The sequence below is a fragment of the Symploca atlantica LB2515 genome (assembly GCF_052546295.1).
In genome coordinates this window covers 1748690-1766805 of the sequence record NZ_JBQWMT010000001.1, presented here as the reverse complement: position 1 = coordinate 1766805, position 18116 = coordinate 1748690, and the positions used below count along the sequence as shown (strand labels likewise).

Here is an 18116-nt window from a genome sequence, read left to right as displayed (position 1 = left end):
GGAGCTATCAAGAGCCACTATAACCTGCTATCATAAATAAATTTTTACCTCTGGGCAGAGCGGCTAATTGGGGTAACAATAACTACAAAACCTTATTTAGATAAAGAAATTAACTTTTTATCTTACAAAAGATGCACGCTCATGGCTAGTATAGTTCTTAACTTTGGTGTTGCACAGTGGAAGCTAAAACAATTCATGAATTCTTTAATTTTTCAGGCTTTGGCGTTAGCCTAGGCATTGGGTTTTAAGGCGATTTCAATAAGAAAGAGTAAAGTTCGCACTCACAAATTAGAACGCTGAAGATTCAGGATAACCGCTGTGGCTTTGAAAATAGGTTTATTAGGGCTGGGGACAGTTGGTACGGGAACGGCAAAGATTTTGTTGAACCCAGCAGAACGTAGCCCCCTGCTACAAGAGATAGAAATTTATCGGGTAGGGGTGCGATCGCTTGACAAATCTAGAGATGTTTCCTTGCCTCAAAAGTTAATGACAACGGCATTGGAGACAATTGTCACTGACCCAGCGATTGACGTTGTGGTAGAAGTACTTGGAGGTATAGAACCAGCGCGATCGCTAATTCTTCAAGCAATTGCTCACGGCAAGCATATCGTCACCGCGAATAAGGCGGTAATTGCCCGCCATGGTGATGAAATTTTTACAGCGGCCGAGGAAGCTGGGGTTTACGTTCTCTTGGAAGCAGCAGTTGGCGGTGGTATTCCCGTAATTCAACCCCTCAAGCAATCCTTGGGTGCTAATCGGATTAGCAGTATCACTGGCATCGTCAATGGCACAACTAATTACATCCTGACTAGGATGCAAACCGAAAGAGGTGAATTTACTGATATCCTCGCCGATGCCCAAAAGTTGGGTTATGCAGAAGCTGATCCTACTGCTGATGTTGATGGGTTGGATGCGGCTGATAAGATTGCGATTTTGGCTTCCCTGGCGTTTGGAGGACGTATTAAGCTGCAAGATGTCCACTGTGAAGGGATTCGTCAGGTAAGTGCGGCGGATATTGCCTATGCGGAAAAACTGGGATTTGTGATTAAACTGCTAGCTGTGGCCAAGCGAGAGAAAACCCCAGCAATAGCTTCTCCAGAGGGGGAAGTGCTGCAAGTCAGAGTTCACCCAGCCCTGGTTCCTAAAAATCACCCTCTTGCTAGTATCAGCGGTGTATACAACGCCATTTTGGTAGAAGGTGAACCGATTGGACAGGTGATGTTTTTTGGGCCGGGGGCTGGATCTGGGCCGACGGCTAGCGCCGTGGTTGCAGATATCTTAAATATTGCCGCCGTTTTAAAAACTAGTAAAGACGCTGAGCAATTGCATCCTTTACTTAGCTGTGTTCATCAACACTACAGCACAATTGCTCCCATGTCGGAACTGGTCACTCGCTTTTATGCGCGTTTTCTTACTAAAGATCGTCCAGGTGTCATTGGTCAGTTGGGAACCAGCTTTGGCAACCACAGCGTTAGTCTAGAATCTATTGTACAGACTGGCTTTCAAGGAGAGTTAGCAGAAATTGTGGTGGTCACTCACGATGTCCGTGAAGGCAACTTTCGAGATGCCCTTGAGGAAATGCGGGTTTTAGAGGCGGTCGATAGTATTCCTAGTATTCTTAGGGTGGTTTGAGGGGTTGTCGGATTGCAGGTTTTAGCTGGTTTACTTTCAGCTTTTCTTTGCCCATCACTAATTGCTGAAAATGAATTTACTACGCTGGCTCCCTATTAGTTCGACAATTTTCTGTCTTTTTGCCTTATCTGTCGGCACACTAGCTCATCCTCTTGAGGGGATTTCTTTATTTTCTACTAGACACACTAATTTAGATGCTCAAGATTCTCCCTCTTTATCAAAAAGTGTGTCGGCCAAGGCAATAGCAGGGTTGATTGCTCAAACCCCCTCACTGGAAGAAAATACCTGTCCGCCACCTATTCTTGAGCGGTTGAGTCGTCACAAAGTTCTTGCTGGTGATACTTTGGAGAGTATTGCTGAGCAGTACAACCTAGTACCTGCCACTTTAACTAATCTTAATCCTGGTTTGCCGGAAGGAGCCATGTTGTCGGTCGGTAGTGAAGTGCTGATTCCTCCTTTTAATGGCATCCGTATTCAAGTGCCTGCGGGTTCTAACTGGAAAGATCTTGCTACTACTTACGGTGTCCGCGCTGAGCTTTTATTTGAGGTAAATGGCTGTAAAACTAAGCCTCAACAATTGGTTTTTCTGCCAGGGGTGAATTGGTCTGAGGAGGGCAATCAGGCCAAAGATAACTATAGTGGCTTTGCTGGTTATCCTTTGCCCTCAGTCGCGCCAGTGGGACTAAGTTATGGCTGGCAGGAAAATTCCGGCGATGAGCAAGTAAAGTTTCACCCAGGAATCGATTTACTGGCTGACATCGGCACGCCAGTACTCTCGGTTGACCCTGGAACTGTGGCCTTTGCTGGGGAGCAAGGTAGTTATGGTAATTTAGTCGTGGTTAATCATCAAGGCGGACGGCAAAGCCGCTATGCTCATCTAGCTAGTGTGATCGCGAAAGTGGGTCAGCAAGTACAGCCGGGGGATACTCTGGGAACAGTTGGCAATACTGGCATTCCTGACATTAGCCAACCACATCTGCATTTTGAGGTACGTTACAATTCTTCTCTAGGTTGGGTAGCTCAAAATCCGGAACTGCATTTGCGCACAAAGCCCACCGAAAATCGGGGTTGATTTTGCTAGGGGGCAGCCTCTGATCTTGAAAAAGCGACCATTCTGCATAACCAACCAGATTAGCCAACAACCTCTTGTTTGCGATCGCATTCATTTGGCGTAGTTAATTCCAGCTTACGAGTACAGTGGTCGCTTCTACCTAGGGCAAGGAAATTGGCCTGGGTTGGGTCTAGCTAACAACCCCTGCTAGTTGTGAAGATTTCTCAGCTTCGGTAAGTTCTGGTGGCATTCCTCGCATTTCCCTGTACATTTTGACGTATTCAATAGCTGACTTATCCCAGCTAAAGTTTTCCCTCATGCCTCTTTGCTGTAAAGCCTTCCAGGCATCTTTGTAGCGGAAACCTTCCCAGGCGCGAATCATGCAAGTGAATAAATCTAGTGGTTCATAGCGGTCAAAGCAGTAACCGGTACCCGCTTGGTTAACGGGGTCGTGGTGGCTAACGGTATCAACCAAACCACCAGTGCGCCGCACAATTGGGACGCAACCGTAACGCATTGCTAGCAGTTGACTCAAGCCGCAGGGTTCAAAGCGCGAAGGCATGAGGAAAGCGTCGCTACCGGCATAAATGCGTCTGGCTAGAGCTTCATTGTAGAGCAATTGAGCAGACATCCGGCCTGGATAGCGGGAAGCCATCTGCCACATTTGAGTTTCGTAGTAGCGGTCGCCTGTACCCAGTACCACTAATTGGCAGTCAGTATAAGCCATGAAGCGGTCTAGAACTTGGATTAATAGATCAACCCCTTTTTGTTCTACCAACCGCGACACCATGCCCATCAAAAATGCCCCAGAGTTAACTTCTAAGCCTACTTCTTCTTGCAGGGCAATTTTGTTTTTAGGACGCAATTCAATCGTATCGGCAGTGAAGTTATGATTGATATACTTGTCAGTTTCTGGATCGTAGCTTTCTGTATCAATCCCGTTGAGGATACCGACTGTCTTACTACTAATAAAAGACAACAAGCCTTCGAGGGTTTCGCCGTATTCCGGCGTCCGGATTTGCTCGGCATAAGTTGGGGAAACAACACTCACCCGGTCAGCAAATTGCACAGCAGCGGCCATTGTATTATGACCTTGCATGTACCAAGGACACCAAGTCATCTGGTCTAAGCGCCAACGCCACGGCCCTTGATAAGCTAGGTTATGTATTGTAAAGACTGTACTAATGTCAGGGGATTGGTGCATCCACACTGGAATCATGCCTGTGTGCCAATCATGGCAGTGGATGATTTCTGGTTTCCAGTAGTTCCAAGCAAACTCCGCAGCGCCATTAGAAAACAGAGTAAATCGCCAGTCTTCATCCGCTCCGTAGTAGATATTACGACCTGAGAAAGCAAGATGTCCAAACAGGTACAAGGGTACGTCAGTACCGGGCAAAACTGTCTCATAGACAGCAAAGCTCTGGAACATAGCATAGCCCGACCAGACCGGTTCTTTAGGAACCTCCATCTTGTCTGGCACAAAGCCATAGTAAGGCATGAAAATCCGCACATCATGCCCCATGCGGCGCAAAAATTTCGGCAATGCTCCAACAACATCTCCCATCCCGCCTGCTTTAGCGATGGGTGCTGCTTCTGCGGCAACAAATAGAATTCGCATATTGTTTCCCTAGGTTTTTCCTCAGTTTTAGTAATTTTTTTGCTTAATTGCTAATCTTTACCAGAGGAACTGCCGAAAAATTAGCAATTGGCTATTAGTTACTAACCGCGCTGAATTTGAGCAAAAATTTCTTCGAGTATCTCTTGAGCACCTGCCTGACGTAGTCGCTGGGCGAGTTCTAGACCTAGCTGTTCGGCACTAATGGCTTCACCACTAACCGTATCTTGCACCAGTCTTTGACCATCAATACTAGCAACGATGCCAGTGAGAGTTAGCGTGTTGCCTTCAATGTGGGTGTCCACGCCGATAGGCACTTGACAACCGCCTTCTAATTCTCGCAGAAACGCTCGTTCAGCATAGCAACGCTGAGTAGTTGGGATGTGTTCAATTGCTTTTAATAGTTCTAATACTTCGGTATCATCAGCACGGCATTCGATACCCAAAGCACCTTGTCCTACAGCATGGAGAGAAACCTCAGAGGAGATAACCTGGTGAATGCGGTCTTCCATGTCTAGCCGCTTTAAGCCAGCAACAGCCAGGATAATAGCGTCATACTCACCAGCATCTAGTTTCGCCAATCGGGTGTTCAAATTACCCCGAATATCTTTGAAGGTCAAGTGAGGGAAATGATGACGCAGTTGAGCCAACCTCCGTAGCGAGGAAGTTCCGATTACCGCACCTTCTGGCAGTGTTTCAAGCTGCTTGTCTTGATGTTTGGCATGAACCACGAGAGCATCAGCTGGGTTCTCTCTTTCTGTAACCACTCCTAAAACCAAATTTTCTGGTAGGTTAGTGGGCAAATCTTTGAGGGAATGAACCGCAAAATCAATCTCATTGCCCAGCATGCCCAGTTCCAGTTCCTTGGTAAATAGCCCCTTATCCCCTATCTTGGATAAAGCCACATCCAGGATTTTATCTCCGTGGGTACTCATGGTCTGGACTTCAAACTCTCTGCCGGGAAAGTGCATTTCCAGTTGTTTTTGTACCCAGTAGGTTTGAATGAGAGCTAGCTGACTTTTGCGGGAACCGATACGAATAGTGCGGGGAGGTCCGATAACAGACATAGGGCGATCAAGCGTCAAAAGTAGTGAATACAGTCACTCGATCTAGACTACCGCAACAGGGGGACTCTGATCTGGTGTTTCTCCTGGTTTAGGTTGCAATAAGCTCCGTTAAAGAGTAGTGCGCTAGAGCTACGGCTAAAAATTCGGCCTTGCCTAGTTATGGGATGATCAGGGATTTTCGGCAAATTTTTCCCCCTTGTCCCCCTGATATCCTGAGTGCGCAACAGGAAAAATTCTATTTATTGTGGCTATTAGGGCAGCTCTGCAAGTCCTGGCTCATCAGGCTTTGGCTCATGCTCTTGTCCGCCTCGTCTAGTGGCTTAAGGCTAATCCAGTGGTTTAGTAGGTCAGTATCGAACCCTACTTCCCGGCGCTCATCTACCTGAATTAAAGGGCGACGAATCAGAATCGGGTCATTGACCATCAGCGCCAAGGCGGTTTCAACATCGATTTTTTCAGGAACTACCTCTCCCGATTTGATCCTCGGCGCAGTGCGGTTGAACCACTCAGAGACAGGAAGCTCACCGAAAAACAAGCGTAACTCCTCAACTTGCCATGATTGTGTCAGGAGATTGTGAGCAATCACCTCGTGACCAGCAGCTTTAAGTAGAGCCTTTTGTTTAGTATTGTTAATGCAACCCGGTTTTTCGTAGAAAATCACCTTTGCCATTGAGTTATCTCCCCTGCACTGATTTTGGTGACGTTCCATAGACTAACACTGAGCCTCTCCCAAGAAGCGATCGCAGTGGACAGCTGAGCCAATTGCTTTTTGCTCTGGATGGCTACAGCTAAAATCTCGGCTAAGGTTTTCACTAATTGAGGAGTGAGTATTTTTCTTATGTCTGACCAGCACCCAGTTTTTAACCATTCGGCTTTATGGTCAGTTTTTCTGTTTTCAGCGGCTTTGTTTTTACCCTGGATGTTAGCTAAATCCATGCCGCCCCGTTCTAAGGAGTTAGTCACATCTTACTCAACACCTTCCCCTGACTCGGAGCCTTTGCTTAGGGGTTCCCAGGACAAATTTTTAGCAGAACGGGAGTGGCATCGTCAAATAGTTAGTCAAAGTCTTTCGTTGCAGACGCCAAAAGCTAGCACAACTCCTGAGATTAAGCCTCCCACTGCTAATACTCAAAAGTCAACGCCACCTTCTGCCCCTGCTAGTTCTCCACCTTCAGCGCTGACTTCTCAGACTACTAGCTCTAAGTCTTCCCAGCAAAACAAGGAGACTAAAGTTCCTAAAGCTAACAAGCAGCAAGCCAGCAAATCGCCCGCTTCTAGTAAAAGCCAGGCTCAACTTCCCGATTTGTCTCAAAATCCTCCCTCGGTTGAGATACGAGTAGCGCTAGCTCAGGGAGTCAGTTCTCTAGTAGTTGCTACCTCAACACCGGGCGAGTTGGTCAATGAGAATGGCAAGGTAGTCGATAAGTTGCCGGCTAACAAGGGAACTAATGTCCAACCCAATGGTTCCAAGATCCGTATCGACGATGTGCAAATAGCCAAAGGAGTTTGGCTGAAGCCGACTCAAGGAGGGCATGTCTTTGTAGGAAATCGCTGGTATCGAGGCGATGTACTCCTAGTTTCTCTGGGTGATACTCTCTTGGCAGTTAATTACGTTGACCTGGAGTCTTACCTCAAAGGTGTTGTAGCTGCCGAGATGCCACCTAGTTGGCCGATGGAAGCTTTAAAAGCTCAAGCAATTGCTGCTCGCTCTTATGCCATCGTCCACGCTTTGCGACCTGCTCATGCTTTGTATGATTTGGGAAACACTCAGCGTTGGCAAGTTTACAAGGGTGTGGAATCTGAATGGAACACGACGAGTCAGGCTGTCCAGGAAACTACCGGAATTTTTCTTAGTTACAAGGGTGGAGTAGTCGAATCTATGTACGCGGCCTCCGAAAATATAGTAACTAACGTTTTTGGCGGTAGAGGGATGAGCCAAGAGGGTGCTAAAGATTTGGCCCAAGATGGTTACAACCATCAAGAAATTTTGGCTAATTATTATCCAGGAACGGGTTTAGGCTGGATTGAGGATAACTAAATAATCAAGGGAAAATTTCCAACTGTTAATTGAAATTTTCCCTTGATTATTGGCGAGTCCTCTGGTGTTCTTCAAAGATACCGGAGGCTCAACCTTCTCTGATTCCAGAAAATAATCAAGACGGGTTTACCAGAAACTAGGTTGATGACGGATCAGACTGAGGAATTCTTCGCGAGTTTTTTGCTCTTCCTGAAAAACTCCGACCATGGCGCTAGTTACTGTCCAGGAACCAGGTTTCTGGACACCCCGCATCACCATGCACATGTGGGTAGCTTCCATCACCACAGCAACACCCTGGGGTTCTAAGACGGTTTGAATGGCTTCGGCAATCTCGCGAGTTAGACGTTCCTGCACTTGCAAGCGTCTAGCGTACATTTCAACAACGCGAGCTAATTTGCTTAGTCCTACTACTTTTTGGTTAGGGATATAGGCAACATGAGCCTTGCCCATAAAGGGCAGCATGTGGTGTTCACACAGGCTAAAGAAATGGATGTCCCGGACAAGAACCATTTCGTTATGACCTTCATCAAAGATGGCACCATTGATGATTTCTTCTAGAGACTGATTGTAGCCATCGGTAAGGAATCGCATCGCCTCGGCCACTCGCTTAGGAGTTTTGAGGAGTCCTTCGCGTTCTGGATTTTCACCAACGTTTAATAACATGGTCCGCACCGCACTCATCATTTCTTCGTTAGATTCCTCTACCTGCGGTTGCAATTTGGCTTGTTGACCATTATGGGTATTGCGGTCAGGTCTAGGTTCGACGCGAATATTGGCGTTTGTCATATCAGTAGGAGTGGAGTTAGGCTCAGAGCGATAGGAACCATTGGAAGAAGCAATAGTCATGATTAATCTGATGTAGTGTTCTGCGAAATTTGAGTGCGGTGGCAGAAGGTTAATCTAAAGAGTTCCTGCACTAGGCATTAAAGTCACCGATTCGATAACGGCTTGTTCTGGTAATAAGGCTGTGTGCAGGATAGACTGAGCAACAATTTCTGGGGTTAACATCGCTAAACGATTAAAGTCAGCTTGCACTGTGTCTGTATCCCAGAGTGGAGTATTCACCGAACCAGGGCAGACAGTAACGACACGAATACCTCGATTACGTTCTTCAGCGGCTAAGGTTTTTGAAAGAGCAATCAAACCGGCTTTACTGACGCTGTAGGCTCCCCAACCGGGAAAAGGTTGTTGACCAGCAATCGAAGCTACGTTGATGATTGTTCCCTTTTTCTGGTCGCGCATGGCTGGCAAAACGCCCAAAATACACTGAAACACACTAGTAAGATTGAGATCAATAACTTGTTGCCAATCTGATAGAGGGGTTTCACTTAGGGAACCGGTGTAACCGATACCAGCGTTGTTTACAAGAATGTCAACAGGAGCAAAATCTGCAGCAATCGCCTCAATTGCTGCTCTGACTTGCTCAATCTTTGCCAAATCCAGAGAATAAGCCGAGGCTTTGACTCCGGTAGCCCTAGCAGCATTAGCCACTGCCTCTAAACTTTCTTGGGAGCGGCTGACTAAGGCAACATCAATCCCTGCCTTGGCAAAGGCCAAAGCTGTAGCTTTGCCAATGCCACTACTAGCCCCAGTAATCAGGGCGCGTCTTTGGATGGTCGAAGTCATGAAATATTCCAGTACTCTCTAACTAGATGCTCTCATCGCAGCTGATGTAACTGCTTAACTTTTTCTGAAGAGCTGCTCATATCTTTTTACGGCGCAACTCCTGTGACTCTGGCCTTGGAGCAAGCAGCCTGCAAGACATCGGTGTGTTTTAACACAACAATATTTGCTTGTTCTGGGTTTTGTGGTGGTTCAGACTCTGAACGTTGCTCATGACACTCACTTTTCGGGCAGTATCCTAATTCGGTCAATATACATAGCGAATCTTTGAAAAAGCATGATGTTAGCCACTCAGTATGAGAAAAGATTCGCTTAATGGGGATACTGCCGTTTCCCAGGACTTAGTCTAGCTTTGATTCGGTGGCAAATTGACCAACTACCTCAAATTAGTAAAATGTAAAAAATTGTTACTCTAGAAATTATATCACCCAGAAAGGCTGAATATTTGGAAAATTTAGCCGCATTAGGCAACAAAAGACTTGATAAAGTTCTTCGCTTGGGGTATCCCAACATCAATTGAACTCCGTCAAGACAGCGCAAAAAACTGGGAGTTGCACAATCAGGGAATGAATAGGGGACAAGGGGAACTAGGGAGCAAAAACCCACATCCTTCCGTAATTATGCAATGCCAAAAGTTTCAAGCTAACTAAAAAGTGAGATAGCCCAAGCAGTAGTTTAAACTGGGGCCTCAGTAAAGACACCAATGCTGCGGAACTTCTGATAACGTAACTCCCTAAGTTCTCCAGGTGTTAGTTGATTCAATTCTCCTAGGTTTTGTAATAGTGACTCTTTGAGCACAGAAGCTGCTCCTAATGGGTCAGTATGAGCGCCACCTAGTGGTTCTGGCAATATTTGGTCGAGAATGCCGAAGCTTTTGAGATCCCAAGCTGTGATTCTTAAGGCTGCTGCTGCTTCCGGTGCTTTGCGCGAGTCTTTCCAGAGAATTGCGGCACAAGCTTCCGGGGTAGCTACAGTGTAAACAGCGTATTCAAACATTAATAATTTGTCGCCAACGCCAATCCCCAAGGCCCCACCTGAGCCACCTTCACCGATGACTGTACAGACAATGGGGACTTCAAGCTGAAACATCTCTCGTAGATTATAAGCGATCGCTTCTCCTTGACCTAGCTCTTCAGCTTTAACGCCTGCCCAGGCTCCTGGCGTGTCGATAAAAGTTAAAATAGGCATGCCAAAGCGGTTAGCGTGTTCCATAAGCCGCATTGCCTTACGGTAGCCTCCAGGAGATGCCATGCCAAAGTTACGAGCTACGTTATCTTTGGTATCGCGACCTTTTTGATGACCTAACATTACCACCGGCAGCCCTTCTAGTTTACCGATGCCACCGACTAAAGCGGGATCATCGTAACCCCGGCGGTCGCCATGCAACTCAATCCATTCATCACTAATTGCTTGGATATAGTCAAGGGTACTAGGACGCCTAGGGTGACGCGCTAGCTGTAGCCTCTGTCCCGGAGACAAACTGCTGAAGATTTCCTGACGCAGCTGCTTAGCACGGGTCTCCAGTTGTCGGATTTGGTCAGAGACATCAACCTCGTTTTCCTCTGCTAGTTGGCGAATCTGGTTAATTCGTGTCTCTAACTCAGCCAAGGGCTTTTCAAAGTCGAGAAGAAAGGTTCTTTGTTCTAAGGTTGCCATAATTAAAATTTTCAGGCTGGAGGGTTAAGAATTACAGCTAAGTAGGCTCTCTTTTTTTCAGGGTTCGCTACTGAGCGCCAATTGCCCCAAATCATTGTTAAAAAGCCTACTCAGCAGTAAGTTGTCAAGTGACTAGCGACAACAGGAAACAAATAACTAACAGCTCAGTAGTGGTCTAAAGCCATGCTTTACTGATACTTGTCCAATTTGCTCCATTTTTTCTACCGTAATCTGATTTCTTCCCCAGGAGAAATTGGTATACAATTTTTCAAATTCCAGGAGCATAGATTCTGCAAAGCAGGCAAAGAGCTGACGTGCTGGTACATCCATATTGACGATTTGCATAATCCGCCACTCAATATCCAAGGAATGCTCTACAATGCCGCCATTGAGGACGTAAACACCGGGACGCTGAATCTTCGTTCCTAGGTTTTTGGGGTAGCCACCGTCAATTAGCAGGCAGGGTTGCCTCAGGCAAGTGAAGTCAATTTCCACGCCCTTGGGCATACTAGCGACCCAAACTACTATATCTGCCAGTGGTAGAGCCTCTTCCAGTCCGAGAATTTTACCGCGACCGAGTTCACCTTGTAGCTCTTTTAATCTTTCTTGGTTTCGGGCAATCAGCAATAATTCTCCTACGTCAGTACGTGCATCAAGCCAGCGGCAAATAGCGCTACCAATATCACCAGTTGCTCCGCAGACAGCAACGGTTGCTTTTGAAAGTTCAATTCCTAGTTTTTGAGAAGCCTGTTCCACCTGGCGGCAAATAATGTAGGCGGTATGGGTATTACCAGTGGTAAATCTTTCAAACTGCAGTTTAACGTTACGAACCTGCTTCATCTGCTGCAGGTTGAAGTTTTCAAAGATAATCGAAGAAAAGCCTCCTAATGCGGTAATGTCAATGCTGTGCTTTTGGGCATGAGCCATCGCATTGAGGATTTTGCGCATTGCCGCCTTGATGCGGCGATTAGCGAGCATTTCTGGCAAGAAGCAAGATTCTACGTACCGACCTTCGATCTGTTGACCGGTGATGCTGGTAACCTTGATTGTATCAACGATTTGGGGCGGTGCAGAACACCAAAAATCCAGCCCTTGGTCGGCATATTCTGGATAGCCTAACTCTTTAGCAACGGCTTGGGCGTGTTCCAAACTGGTAAGATGACCGATGAGACCAAACATGTATTGCTCGCGTATAGACCTGTAGATCAGGCGGAATGGGGATAAAGGACACAAATAGTTAACGACTCTTAACGATATTACAAAAAATTGCCGCTCTTGGAGAGCGGCTGGTAAAAAAAACCTCAACTCTCCTTAGGAGAGTCTCTGGTAAGGACAATCATTCAGCTCAGATCAGGCTCTGGTCAGAGCTGGTTGCGGCTCAATTACAGGAGTTATACTGAGCGGATCAAACCCCAACTGCTGAGTAATCCGTTCTCTGGTGAGAACGCGGTATTCCCAGAAATGCTCTCCAGCAGCACACAGACCCAGATACATGTTGAGAAATTGAGGCTTTTCTCGTAGGATTCTCCAAAGCTGCCGCCAAAACAGACCGCGAATCTCCGGCCGCCGTATCCCTTGACGCCAAATTAACTGTGCTACGAGTCGCGCTCCTTTCCCAGGAGGGAAATAAGCACTTTGACCTCTTTTCGGGTGGTTAGCGATATTCAGGCATTGTTGAAAACACCGTCTCAGGTAACTTTCTAGCTCGTAGACTTTCCAAATAGTTTGAACATATTCTCTAGCAATTTCAGCAATCGGGCGGCTGGGTATAAAGTTCATTAAAGAGTTTTGGTCTCCCAACTCAACAACACCGACGCCTTCTTGCAAGCGCTGCTCTTGTTTAAGCCGTTGCCACAGAGCAGTATTAGGCAAAGCTTGTAGAATGCCTACCATGGGCTGGGGAATGCTAGTTTCTTCAATAAAGGCTTGCATCCTCTCGCCTGCACCAGTTTTTTCTCCATCGAAGCCGATGATAAATCCCGCATAAATTAACAGTCCAGCCTGGTTAATGATGCGACAGGCTTCTACTAAGGGATGGCGGGTATTTTGATACTTGTGAGTAACCTTGAGGCTGTCTTGATCTGGGGTTTCGATACCGAGGAAGACTGAGTAGAAACCAGCTTTGACCATCAAATCTAACAGTTCAGAGTCTTCTGCTAAATTAACAGAGGCTTCTGTAAGGAAGCTAAAGGGATAATTACGTTCCTCCATCCAGGGAATTAGTTCTCGCAACAGGCATTTAACGTTGCGCTTATTACCGATGAAATTATCGTCTACGACAAATAGTGTTCCCCGCCAACCCAATTCGTAGAGAAATTGCAGCTCAGCAAGGGTTTGGCTCGGTTCTTTAGTACGAGGTTTGCGACCGTAGAGACTAATAATATCGCAGAATTCACAGTTGAAAGGGCAACCACGAGAAAACTGGATTGCCATGGCAAAGTAGGAATCCAGTTTGAGCAAATCGAAGCGAGGCATTGGACTAAGGCTGACATCTGGCTTTTCGAGAGAACGAAAGATGCCTTGTTCTTGTCCTTGAGCGATCGCTTCGAGGAATAGTGGAATGGTAAGCTCGCCCTCATCTAGAATCAGGTAATCAGCGCCAGAAGCAAGTGCATGCTCTGGAACGGAAGTGGGGTAAGGGCCACCCACGGCTACTTTCTTGCCCAACCCCACAGCTTTCTGAATTAGCTGCTGAAAGTCTTGTTTCTGGGCCAACATAGCGGAGAGGATGACGATATCGCACCACTCCCAATCAGCCTCTGTTTCTAAGGCGACGTTGCGGTCATGAAAACGAATTTCCCAATCCTCTGGCAACAGGGACGCTATGGTAATAATTCCTAAGGGGGGAATAACTGCCTTTAGTCCAGCAATCTCCATGAATCGGTCATAGGACCAAAAGGTCTGGGGAAAGCGGGGGTAAAGTAAAAGTGCTTTCATGTATTTTTCCTAACAGAAAATTAGGCAACTTACCCCCCTTATACCACTGCCTTCGGTGGACTGGTTAGACAATTAGGTTAATTTGTGCTAAGCAGCAGTCAGCCCATAGGCAGACATCCGCATGATGTCGCGGGTGGTGAAACCAATGTTACTTAAGGCTTCGCCGTAGGCAATCATGAAGTCTTCCACCAGAGCCTCTTTTTCCATACCCAGGATATGGGCATCCTGCTCAACCTCGTTGAGCATTCGCCAAACAATAGGCAGATTCTGACGATTAGCTGCTTCTAGTTCAGCTTTAGATTCTTCAAAGTGTTCTTGCAGCCAAACTTCGCCGAAGTTGAGGTGGGTGTACTCCTCTTTGACAACACCCTCGGTGATCTTCCGAGCAAAGGGGTCAGCTACAGGGATATAAATGTTGTAGGCGGCAATAGCGAAACACTCAATAATTAGCGATTGAATTAGCAGGCAAGTGACAACTTGATCTGCTGCTGCTGCTTGCTGAAAATTTTGATGTAAATCAGCAAAGTACTTGTTGGCAAACTCCATATCTGGCTTGACATCTAGGTTCCGTCCACAGGCCTGAAAACCTTTCATGTGGCGGTTTTCCATCTTCGAGAGGCGAATCAGCTCATCTTGTTGATCTGGCAGCAGTTCAGCCAGTTTGATGTAGTTATCGTGAGCCTCTTGTTCACCTTCAATCACAATCGCGTCGATGCGGCTGTAGGCGTCTTTGTAGGTTTCACTTTGGTAATCGAACTCCGGACTGACTGCAAGCTGCTGCATAGTGGTAGATTGTCTCCTGTTGGCATTGGTATGCTGCGACAAAGTTATCTAATCCTTTACCGGTCGGGTAAAGGTCGAGATGATTAAGTTTAGTAACCTAACCAGCTATGTTATACGTTACTGCTTTTTATGCAATACCCTCCTAAGAGGGAAAGTATGGTACGGGAAAATGACACCCTGCCAAACTCTTAAGCGTAGGTATGCCTGTAGGGCTTTGGCTAGTAGTGACGATCTGGACTTCTGAGCAAGCGCTTCCAGGATTTCCTACTTTACGAGAATTCCCATCTTAACAAGGATAAAGTCAAATCAGTAGAAATGCCTAATCTATCTCAGAAAAACCCCTCATCGTTGCTAGGAAAAATGCTGCTGGTTCTGTTGCTGAGCATAGCCGCTGTTGTCGTACTACTGCCTTTAGTGATTGTTTTCCTGACATCTCTGGCACCTCCTGGCAGTGTCACCAGTTCTAGTTCTAGCATCATACCAAAGGCAGTAACATGGGATAATTATCGTCAAGCATGGGTTAGGGGCGATTTTCTGTTAGCTTTTGCCAATTCAACCTTAGTGGCTCTGGCAGTTACTGGTTTTCAGCTACTCACCTCCGCTTTGGCCGGCTATGCTTTAGCGCGACTCAAATTTCGGGGCCGTCAAGCAGTGCTATTGATGATTGTCGCAACCCTGGTAATTCCTTTTCAGATTTTGGTGGTGCCGATTTTTTTGGTTCTTAAGTGGGGCAATTTGATCAATACCTATGCAGCCCTAATTTTGCCCACGGCAGCCAATGGCTTTGGTATTTTTCTCTTGCGGCAGTATTTTCTCACAGTCCCAGTAGAGTTAGAGGAGGCGGCGGCGCTGGATGGGGCTTCCCGACTGCAAATTCTCACTCAGGTGATGCTGCCTTTATCCCAACCAGCATTGTTGACGTTGTTTTTATTTACCTTTATTGGGGAGTGGAACGATTTATTTAAACCCCTAATTTTTACTACTCGACCAGAGTTGAGGACAGTGCAATTAGCCCTAGCTGAGTTCCAGGAACAATTTACCAATAACTGGTCTTTGCTGATGGCTGCTGTAGTTATAGCAACAGTGCCTGTGGTGCTACTGTTTCTTGTCGGCCAGCGGCAGTTTATCCAAGGAATTGGGTCAACAGGAATAAAGAATTGACCCAATTTTGAGCAATATCAAGAATTAACCTCTGTCATCACTTTCAGGCGAATAATTTGTTCTCCTGTGTCGTCGAGTGCTACTTCGATTACTTCACCAGCAAGGCCCTCTAGGCAGTTCAAGAGCGATCGCAAATTCGGGGTACTAGCACCTGTGTCTACATACAATCTATCTGAAAGGCTGCCTAGGCGTTTCCAGGTAGTGAAAAGTTTACCAACAGTCTGTTCGAGTACAGAAGCCTGTTTAACTAAATCAGCAGCAGTATTTAAACAGTCCAATCTGAGGGCTTCCTCTAGTGCCATTTCCAAGTCCAGGGAGGACTGGTTCAGGGCCTGGACTTGGGCGGCAGCCTCGAGATACTTGGCTAAGTAACGGGCATCGGAGGTTACCTGTTTGACTGTATCAACATCAGGGCTTGCCGCTACTTCTTGTTGTAATGGTTTGAGATGGATTTCTGGTAGTTTTTCCATTTCTTTGACCAAAGGCGCTAAATAGCGCGCAGGCATATTGCCACCAGCGGATTTTTCCTTAACTTCATCTGGGAGCAATTCTGAGGACATTGCCGTCCATTCATCAGAGAGTTGTTTGACCTCACGACGGGTAATGCGATCGCCTTTTTGAGCAGCATCTGTTACTAGTTGTTGCACTTCTGGGGCAGACTTAGCCGTTTCAACAAATGCTCGTTTACTGAAGTTGTTAATCGAGTTGGAGTTGAGTCTTCCTTCGGCTAAGAGAGTATCGGCACTGTTGGCCAGTTCAATTAGGGAATAAGCATAACTTTTGCTAATTTCTCGGCTTTTAAGCCAGTTCAGAAATCCTGTGCCTCTGCCATCGCCGCCTTTTTTCTCTCGATCTCGAACTACTCGCAAAATTCGCCCTCGCCAGATTTCCGTTTGGAGGTCAAAGCGATCGCACACTAGCCAAGCGTTATCGACTAGTTGTTGAAAATCATATTCTAAAATTTCCTCATCTTCTGGATCTGGCAGATTGAAATTGAGATCAACTGGTTGCTCAAGGACAGCAGCCAGGTCGGCGGTAGACTGTGGTACTTCAACCATGAGAAGCAATCATTGAGTGGCGGTCGGATTATTATGGCACGATTCTTGAACGGATAATTACGCTATAGGTAGAGTGCCTTTAGTGCTTTGTCTAGGATTTTGCACAAGCTGCGTTGGTGATTAAGGTAATTATTTAGTTGTCCAGTCGCGATTCTCGCTTGAGTCCAAGATACCGTAGCCTTCCTTGTCCCTAACCATAATTTTTGTAGGCTAGGGGTCTAAAATATTGCACTCAATACTTCTGGTATATTTCTGATGATACCTCTAGCAAAGTTGAGATTAATTTTTTAGGAAAGTGACGATGATTCTGCAAGTCTAGTTTTTAGTTAACAACATTGCCGAAAACACTCAAAGGGTATTTGAGTTCAGAATTTTTAATAAAAATTGATAATTGGCAAAATCTTCCGAGAGGGTTTTGCTGTTAATGCTGTGAGTGTAATGGATTAGACGCACATTAGATTATAAATACAAAACTTCACCCTAACCCTGATTTTTGTCTACCTACAGTCACTCCGGGAAAAGTTTATTATTTCCTTTTGTCGGTTTAAATTATACTTGTTGACAGCCAACTTAAGCTAATTATATTTCCTCAAATTAATGAGAAGCTGACTGCCTGGATTTTTGTCTGCCTAATTCTTAAGACTTCAATTCATGGACGAACCCAACTACCAGAAACCCTATCCTTCTGAAATTATTAGAGATTTTGATATTTTTCAAATAGTTCCTCAGGAAATAAAAGAATGGGTAGAGGGATTACCGATAGACGAACGTTCCTATGTTTTATTGTTATGTCACCTAATATCTGTAGCCACGCCGGAAACTAAATCTGATTTTTTGGATAATTACGCTGCCGATAGCTTAGTTTCCAAAATGCTTGAGGATAAAGTGCCTCAACAAATATTAAAAAAGTACCTTTGTAAGTTTTATATTCAGCAAGAGATTAGTGATTTGCTTTTGAAAAAGTATATCAATCAGTTTTATATACATTCGGCTCAAAATCGGCACACGCAACCTGAACTTTATTTGAAAATAGTCTTACGCTTATTCTCTTCTTTAAAAGAACGAAATAATCTGCTTAACTATATTTTAGGCTTCGAGATTATTAAAATGATCTTTAAAATGAGCTGGTTACAACATGAAAGGTTATATTCTTTACAGAAAAGTCCAGAGACTTTTATAAAAAATTTTATTAAACCAGTTCAACATGCCCACCGTGTTAACAAAATTATCATTCCTGTACACGAGAAGGTTTTTTTTGCTAAGCGTCGTTATTTTATTGAAAAACCTCAGATAGAAGACAAGAAACTAGTAGAACTAGTCATGGCTACATTTCCCACCCACAAGGTTGCAAAATTAGGATTCTTTATAATTTACAATCCTAATTTTTTAGTTTTTGATTACGAATATATTTTCAACTCTGATCCAGAAAGTATCTTCCTGTAAAGCACAAATATTAACGAGCATGACTCATTGATGAGTCATGCTCTTTTGATAC

At 45.5% G+C, this 18116-nt stretch carries 16 protein-coding genes; 5 read left to right on the top strand and 11 right to left on the bottom strand.

Annotation, left to right across the window (positions count from 1 at the left end; all coding sequences use genetic code 11):
• Positions 1-318 precede the first annotated feature (318 nt).
• Positions 319-1632, top strand: a complete 1314-nt coding sequence (locus tag ACT7WV_RS07535; protein ID WP_445102310.1) for a homoserine dehydrogenase — start codon at positions 319-321, stop codon at positions 1630-1632.
• A gap of 70 nt (positions 1633-1702) precedes the next feature.
• Positions 1703-2704 carry a peptidoglycan DD-metalloendopeptidase family protein gene (locus ACT7WV_RS07530; RefSeq protein ID WP_445102309.1) on the top strand — a complete coding sequence of 334 codons (1002 nt, stop codon included), beginning with the start codon at positions 1703-1705 and terminating at the stop codon, positions 2702-2704.
• Positions 2705-2873: 169 nt separating this feature from the next.
• Here the strand turns inward: ACT7WV_RS07530 and glgA are convergent, their stop codons facing one another.
• From glgA to ACT7WV_RS07510, 4 genes are all read right to left on the bottom strand, one after another.
• Positions 2874-4301, bottom strand: a complete 1428-nt coding sequence (gene glgA, locus ACT7WV_RS07525; protein WP_445102308.1) for a glycogen synthase GlgA — start codon at positions 4299-4301, stop codon at positions 2874-2876.
• Between the two features lie 101 nt (positions 4302-4402).
• Entirely contained in the window at positions 4403-5365 is a 963-nt protein-coding gene (gene hemC, locus ACT7WV_RS07520; protein WP_445102307.1) for a hydroxymethylbilane synthase, read from the bottom strand.
• A gap of 235 nt (positions 5366-5600) precedes the next feature.
• Positions 5601-6035 (bottom strand): ArsC/Spx/MgsR family protein, encoded by a 435-nt coding sequence (locus ACT7WV_RS07515; protein ID WP_445102306.1) that lies wholly within the window; start codon positions 6033-6035, stop codon positions 5601-5603.
• Positions 6023-6328, bottom strand: a complete 306-nt coding sequence (locus ACT7WV_RS07510; RefSeq protein WP_445102305.1) for a hypothetical protein — start codon at positions 6326-6328, stop codon at positions 6023-6025. The genes ACT7WV_RS07515 and ACT7WV_RS07510 overlap by 13 nt, the downstream gene beginning before the upstream one ends.
• On the opposite strand from ACT7WV_RS07510, the gene ACT7WV_RS07505 reads away from it, so the two are divergent.
• Complete coding sequence (locus ACT7WV_RS07505; RefSeq protein ID WP_445102304.1) at positions 6300-7403, top strand: SpoIID/LytB domain-containing protein; 1104 nt, start codon at positions 6300-6302, stop codon at positions 7401-7403. The genes ACT7WV_RS07510 and ACT7WV_RS07505 overlap by 29 nt on opposite strands.
• 126 nt (positions 7404-7529) lie before the next feature.
• On the opposite strand, the gene folE is transcribed toward ACT7WV_RS07505, so the two are convergent.
• The 6 genes from folE to ACT7WV_RS07475 all read right to left on the bottom strand — a co-directional run bounded on the left by folE (position 7530) and on the right by ACT7WV_RS07475 (position 14402).
• On the bottom strand, positions 7530-8249 hold the full coding sequence (gene folE / locus ACT7WV_RS07500) for a GTP cyclohydrolase I FolE (RefSeq protein WP_445102303.1): 720 nt from the start codon (positions 8247-8249) through the stop codon (positions 7530-7532).
• Between the two features lie 54 nt (positions 8250-8303).
• On the bottom strand, positions 8304-9029 hold the full coding sequence (locus ACT7WV_RS07495) for an SDR family oxidoreductase (protein ID WP_445102302.1): 726 nt from the start codon (positions 9027-9029) through the stop codon (positions 8304-8306).
• Between the two features lie 672 nt (positions 9030-9701).
• Positions 9702-10682, bottom strand: coding sequence for an acetyl-CoA carboxylase carboxyl transferase subunit alpha (gene accA / locus ACT7WV_RS07490; protein ID WP_445102301.1), 981 nt, complete (start codon positions 10680-10682; stop codon positions 9702-9704).
• 156 nt (positions 10683-10838) lie between these two features.
• Positions 10839-11861: a long-chain acyl-[acyl-carrier-protein] reductase gene (locus ACT7WV_RS07485; protein WP_445102300.1), complete on the bottom strand. Its 1023-nt coding sequence runs from the start codon at positions 11859-11861 to the stop codon at positions 10839-10841.
• 171 nt (positions 11862-12032) lie between these two features.
• Complete coding sequence (locus tag ACT7WV_RS07480; protein ID WP_445102299.1) at positions 12033-13619, bottom strand: B12-binding domain-containing radical SAM protein; 1587 nt, start codon at positions 13617-13619, stop codon at positions 12033-12035.
• 87 nt (positions 13620-13706) lie between these two features.
• Complete coding sequence (locus tag ACT7WV_RS07475) at positions 13707-14402, bottom strand: aldehyde oxygenase (deformylating) (RefSeq protein ID WP_445102298.1); 696 nt, start codon at positions 14400-14402, stop codon at positions 13707-13709.
• 315 nt (positions 14403-14717) lie between these two features.
• Here ACT7WV_RS07475 and ACT7WV_RS07470 point away from each other — a divergent pair, with 315 nt between their 5' ends.
• Positions 14718-15563 carry a carbohydrate ABC transporter permease gene (locus ACT7WV_RS07470; RefSeq protein ID WP_445102297.1) on the top strand — a complete coding sequence of 282 codons (846 nt, stop codon included), beginning with the start codon at positions 14718-14720 and terminating at the stop codon, positions 15561-15563.
• Between the two features lie 17 nt (positions 15564-15580).
• Here ACT7WV_RS07470 and ACT7WV_RS07465 read toward each other — a convergent pair whose 3' ends face one another.
• Entirely contained in the window at positions 15581-16621 is a 1041-nt protein-coding gene (locus ACT7WV_RS07465; protein WP_445102296.1) for a hypothetical protein, read from the bottom strand.
• 651 nt (positions 16622-17272) lie between these two features.
• Here ACT7WV_RS07465 and ACT7WV_RS07460 point away from each other — a divergent pair.
• Positions 17273-18064: a cobyrinic acid a,c-diamide synthase gene (locus ACT7WV_RS07460; RefSeq protein WP_445102295.1), complete on the top strand. Its 792-nt coding sequence runs from the start codon at positions 17273-17275 to the stop codon at positions 18062-18064.
• Positions 18065-18116: the final 52 nt, after the last annotated feature.

Coding starts and splice junctions, on each gene's coding strand:
- ACT7WV_RS07485 (WP_445102300.1), bottom strand. CDS start 11,861: ATGTTTGGTCTCATCGGTCATCTTACCAGTTTGGAACACGCCCAAGCC.
- ACT7WV_RS07495 (WP_445102302.1), bottom strand. CDS start 9,029: ATGACTTCGACCATCCAAAGACGCGCCCTGATTACTGGGGCTAGTAGT.
- hemC (WP_445102307.1), bottom strand. CDS start 5,365: ATGTCTGTTATCGGACCTCCCCGCACTATTCGTATCGGTTCCCGCAAA.
- ACT7WV_RS07505 (WP_445102304.1), top strand. CDS start 6,300: ATGCCGCCCCGTTCTAAGGAGTTAGTCACATCTTACTCAACACCTTCC.
- folE (WP_445102303.1), bottom strand. CDS start 8,249: ATGACTATTGCTTCTTCCAATGGTTCCTATCGCTCTGAGCCTAACTCC.
- ACT7WV_RS07470 (WP_445102297.1), top strand. CDS start 14,718: ATGCCTAATCTATCTCAGAAAAACCCCTCATCGTTGCTAGGAAAAATG.
- ACT7WV_RS07480 (WP_445102299.1), bottom strand. CDS start 13,619: ATGAAAGCACTTTTACTTTACCCCCGCTTTCCCCAGACCTTTTGGTCC.
- ACT7WV_RS07465 (WP_445102296.1), bottom strand. CDS start 16,621: ATGGTTGAAGTACCACAGTCTACCGCCGACCTGGCTGCTGTCCTTGAG.
- ACT7WV_RS07475 (WP_445102298.1), bottom strand. CDS start 14,402: ATGCAGCAGCTTGCAGTCAGTCCGGAGTTCGATTACCAAAGTGAAACC.
- accA (WP_445102301.1), bottom strand. CDS start 10,682: ATGGCAACCTTAGAACAAAGAACCTTTCTTCTCGACTTTGAAAAGCCC.
- ACT7WV_RS07530 (WP_445102309.1), top strand. CDS start 1,703: ATGAATTTACTACGCTGGCTCCCTATTAGTTCGACAATTTTCTGTCTT.
- ACT7WV_RS07515 (WP_445102306.1), bottom strand. CDS start 6,035: ATGGCAAAGGTGATTTTCTACGAAAAACCGGGTTGCATTAACAATACT.
- glgA (WP_445102308.1), bottom strand. CDS start 4,301: ATGCGAATTCTATTTGTTGCCGCAGAAGCAGCACCCATCGCTAAAGCA.
- ACT7WV_RS07460 (WP_445102295.1), top strand. CDS start 17,273: ATGGACGAACCCAACTACCAGAAACCCTATCCTTCTGAAATTATTAGA.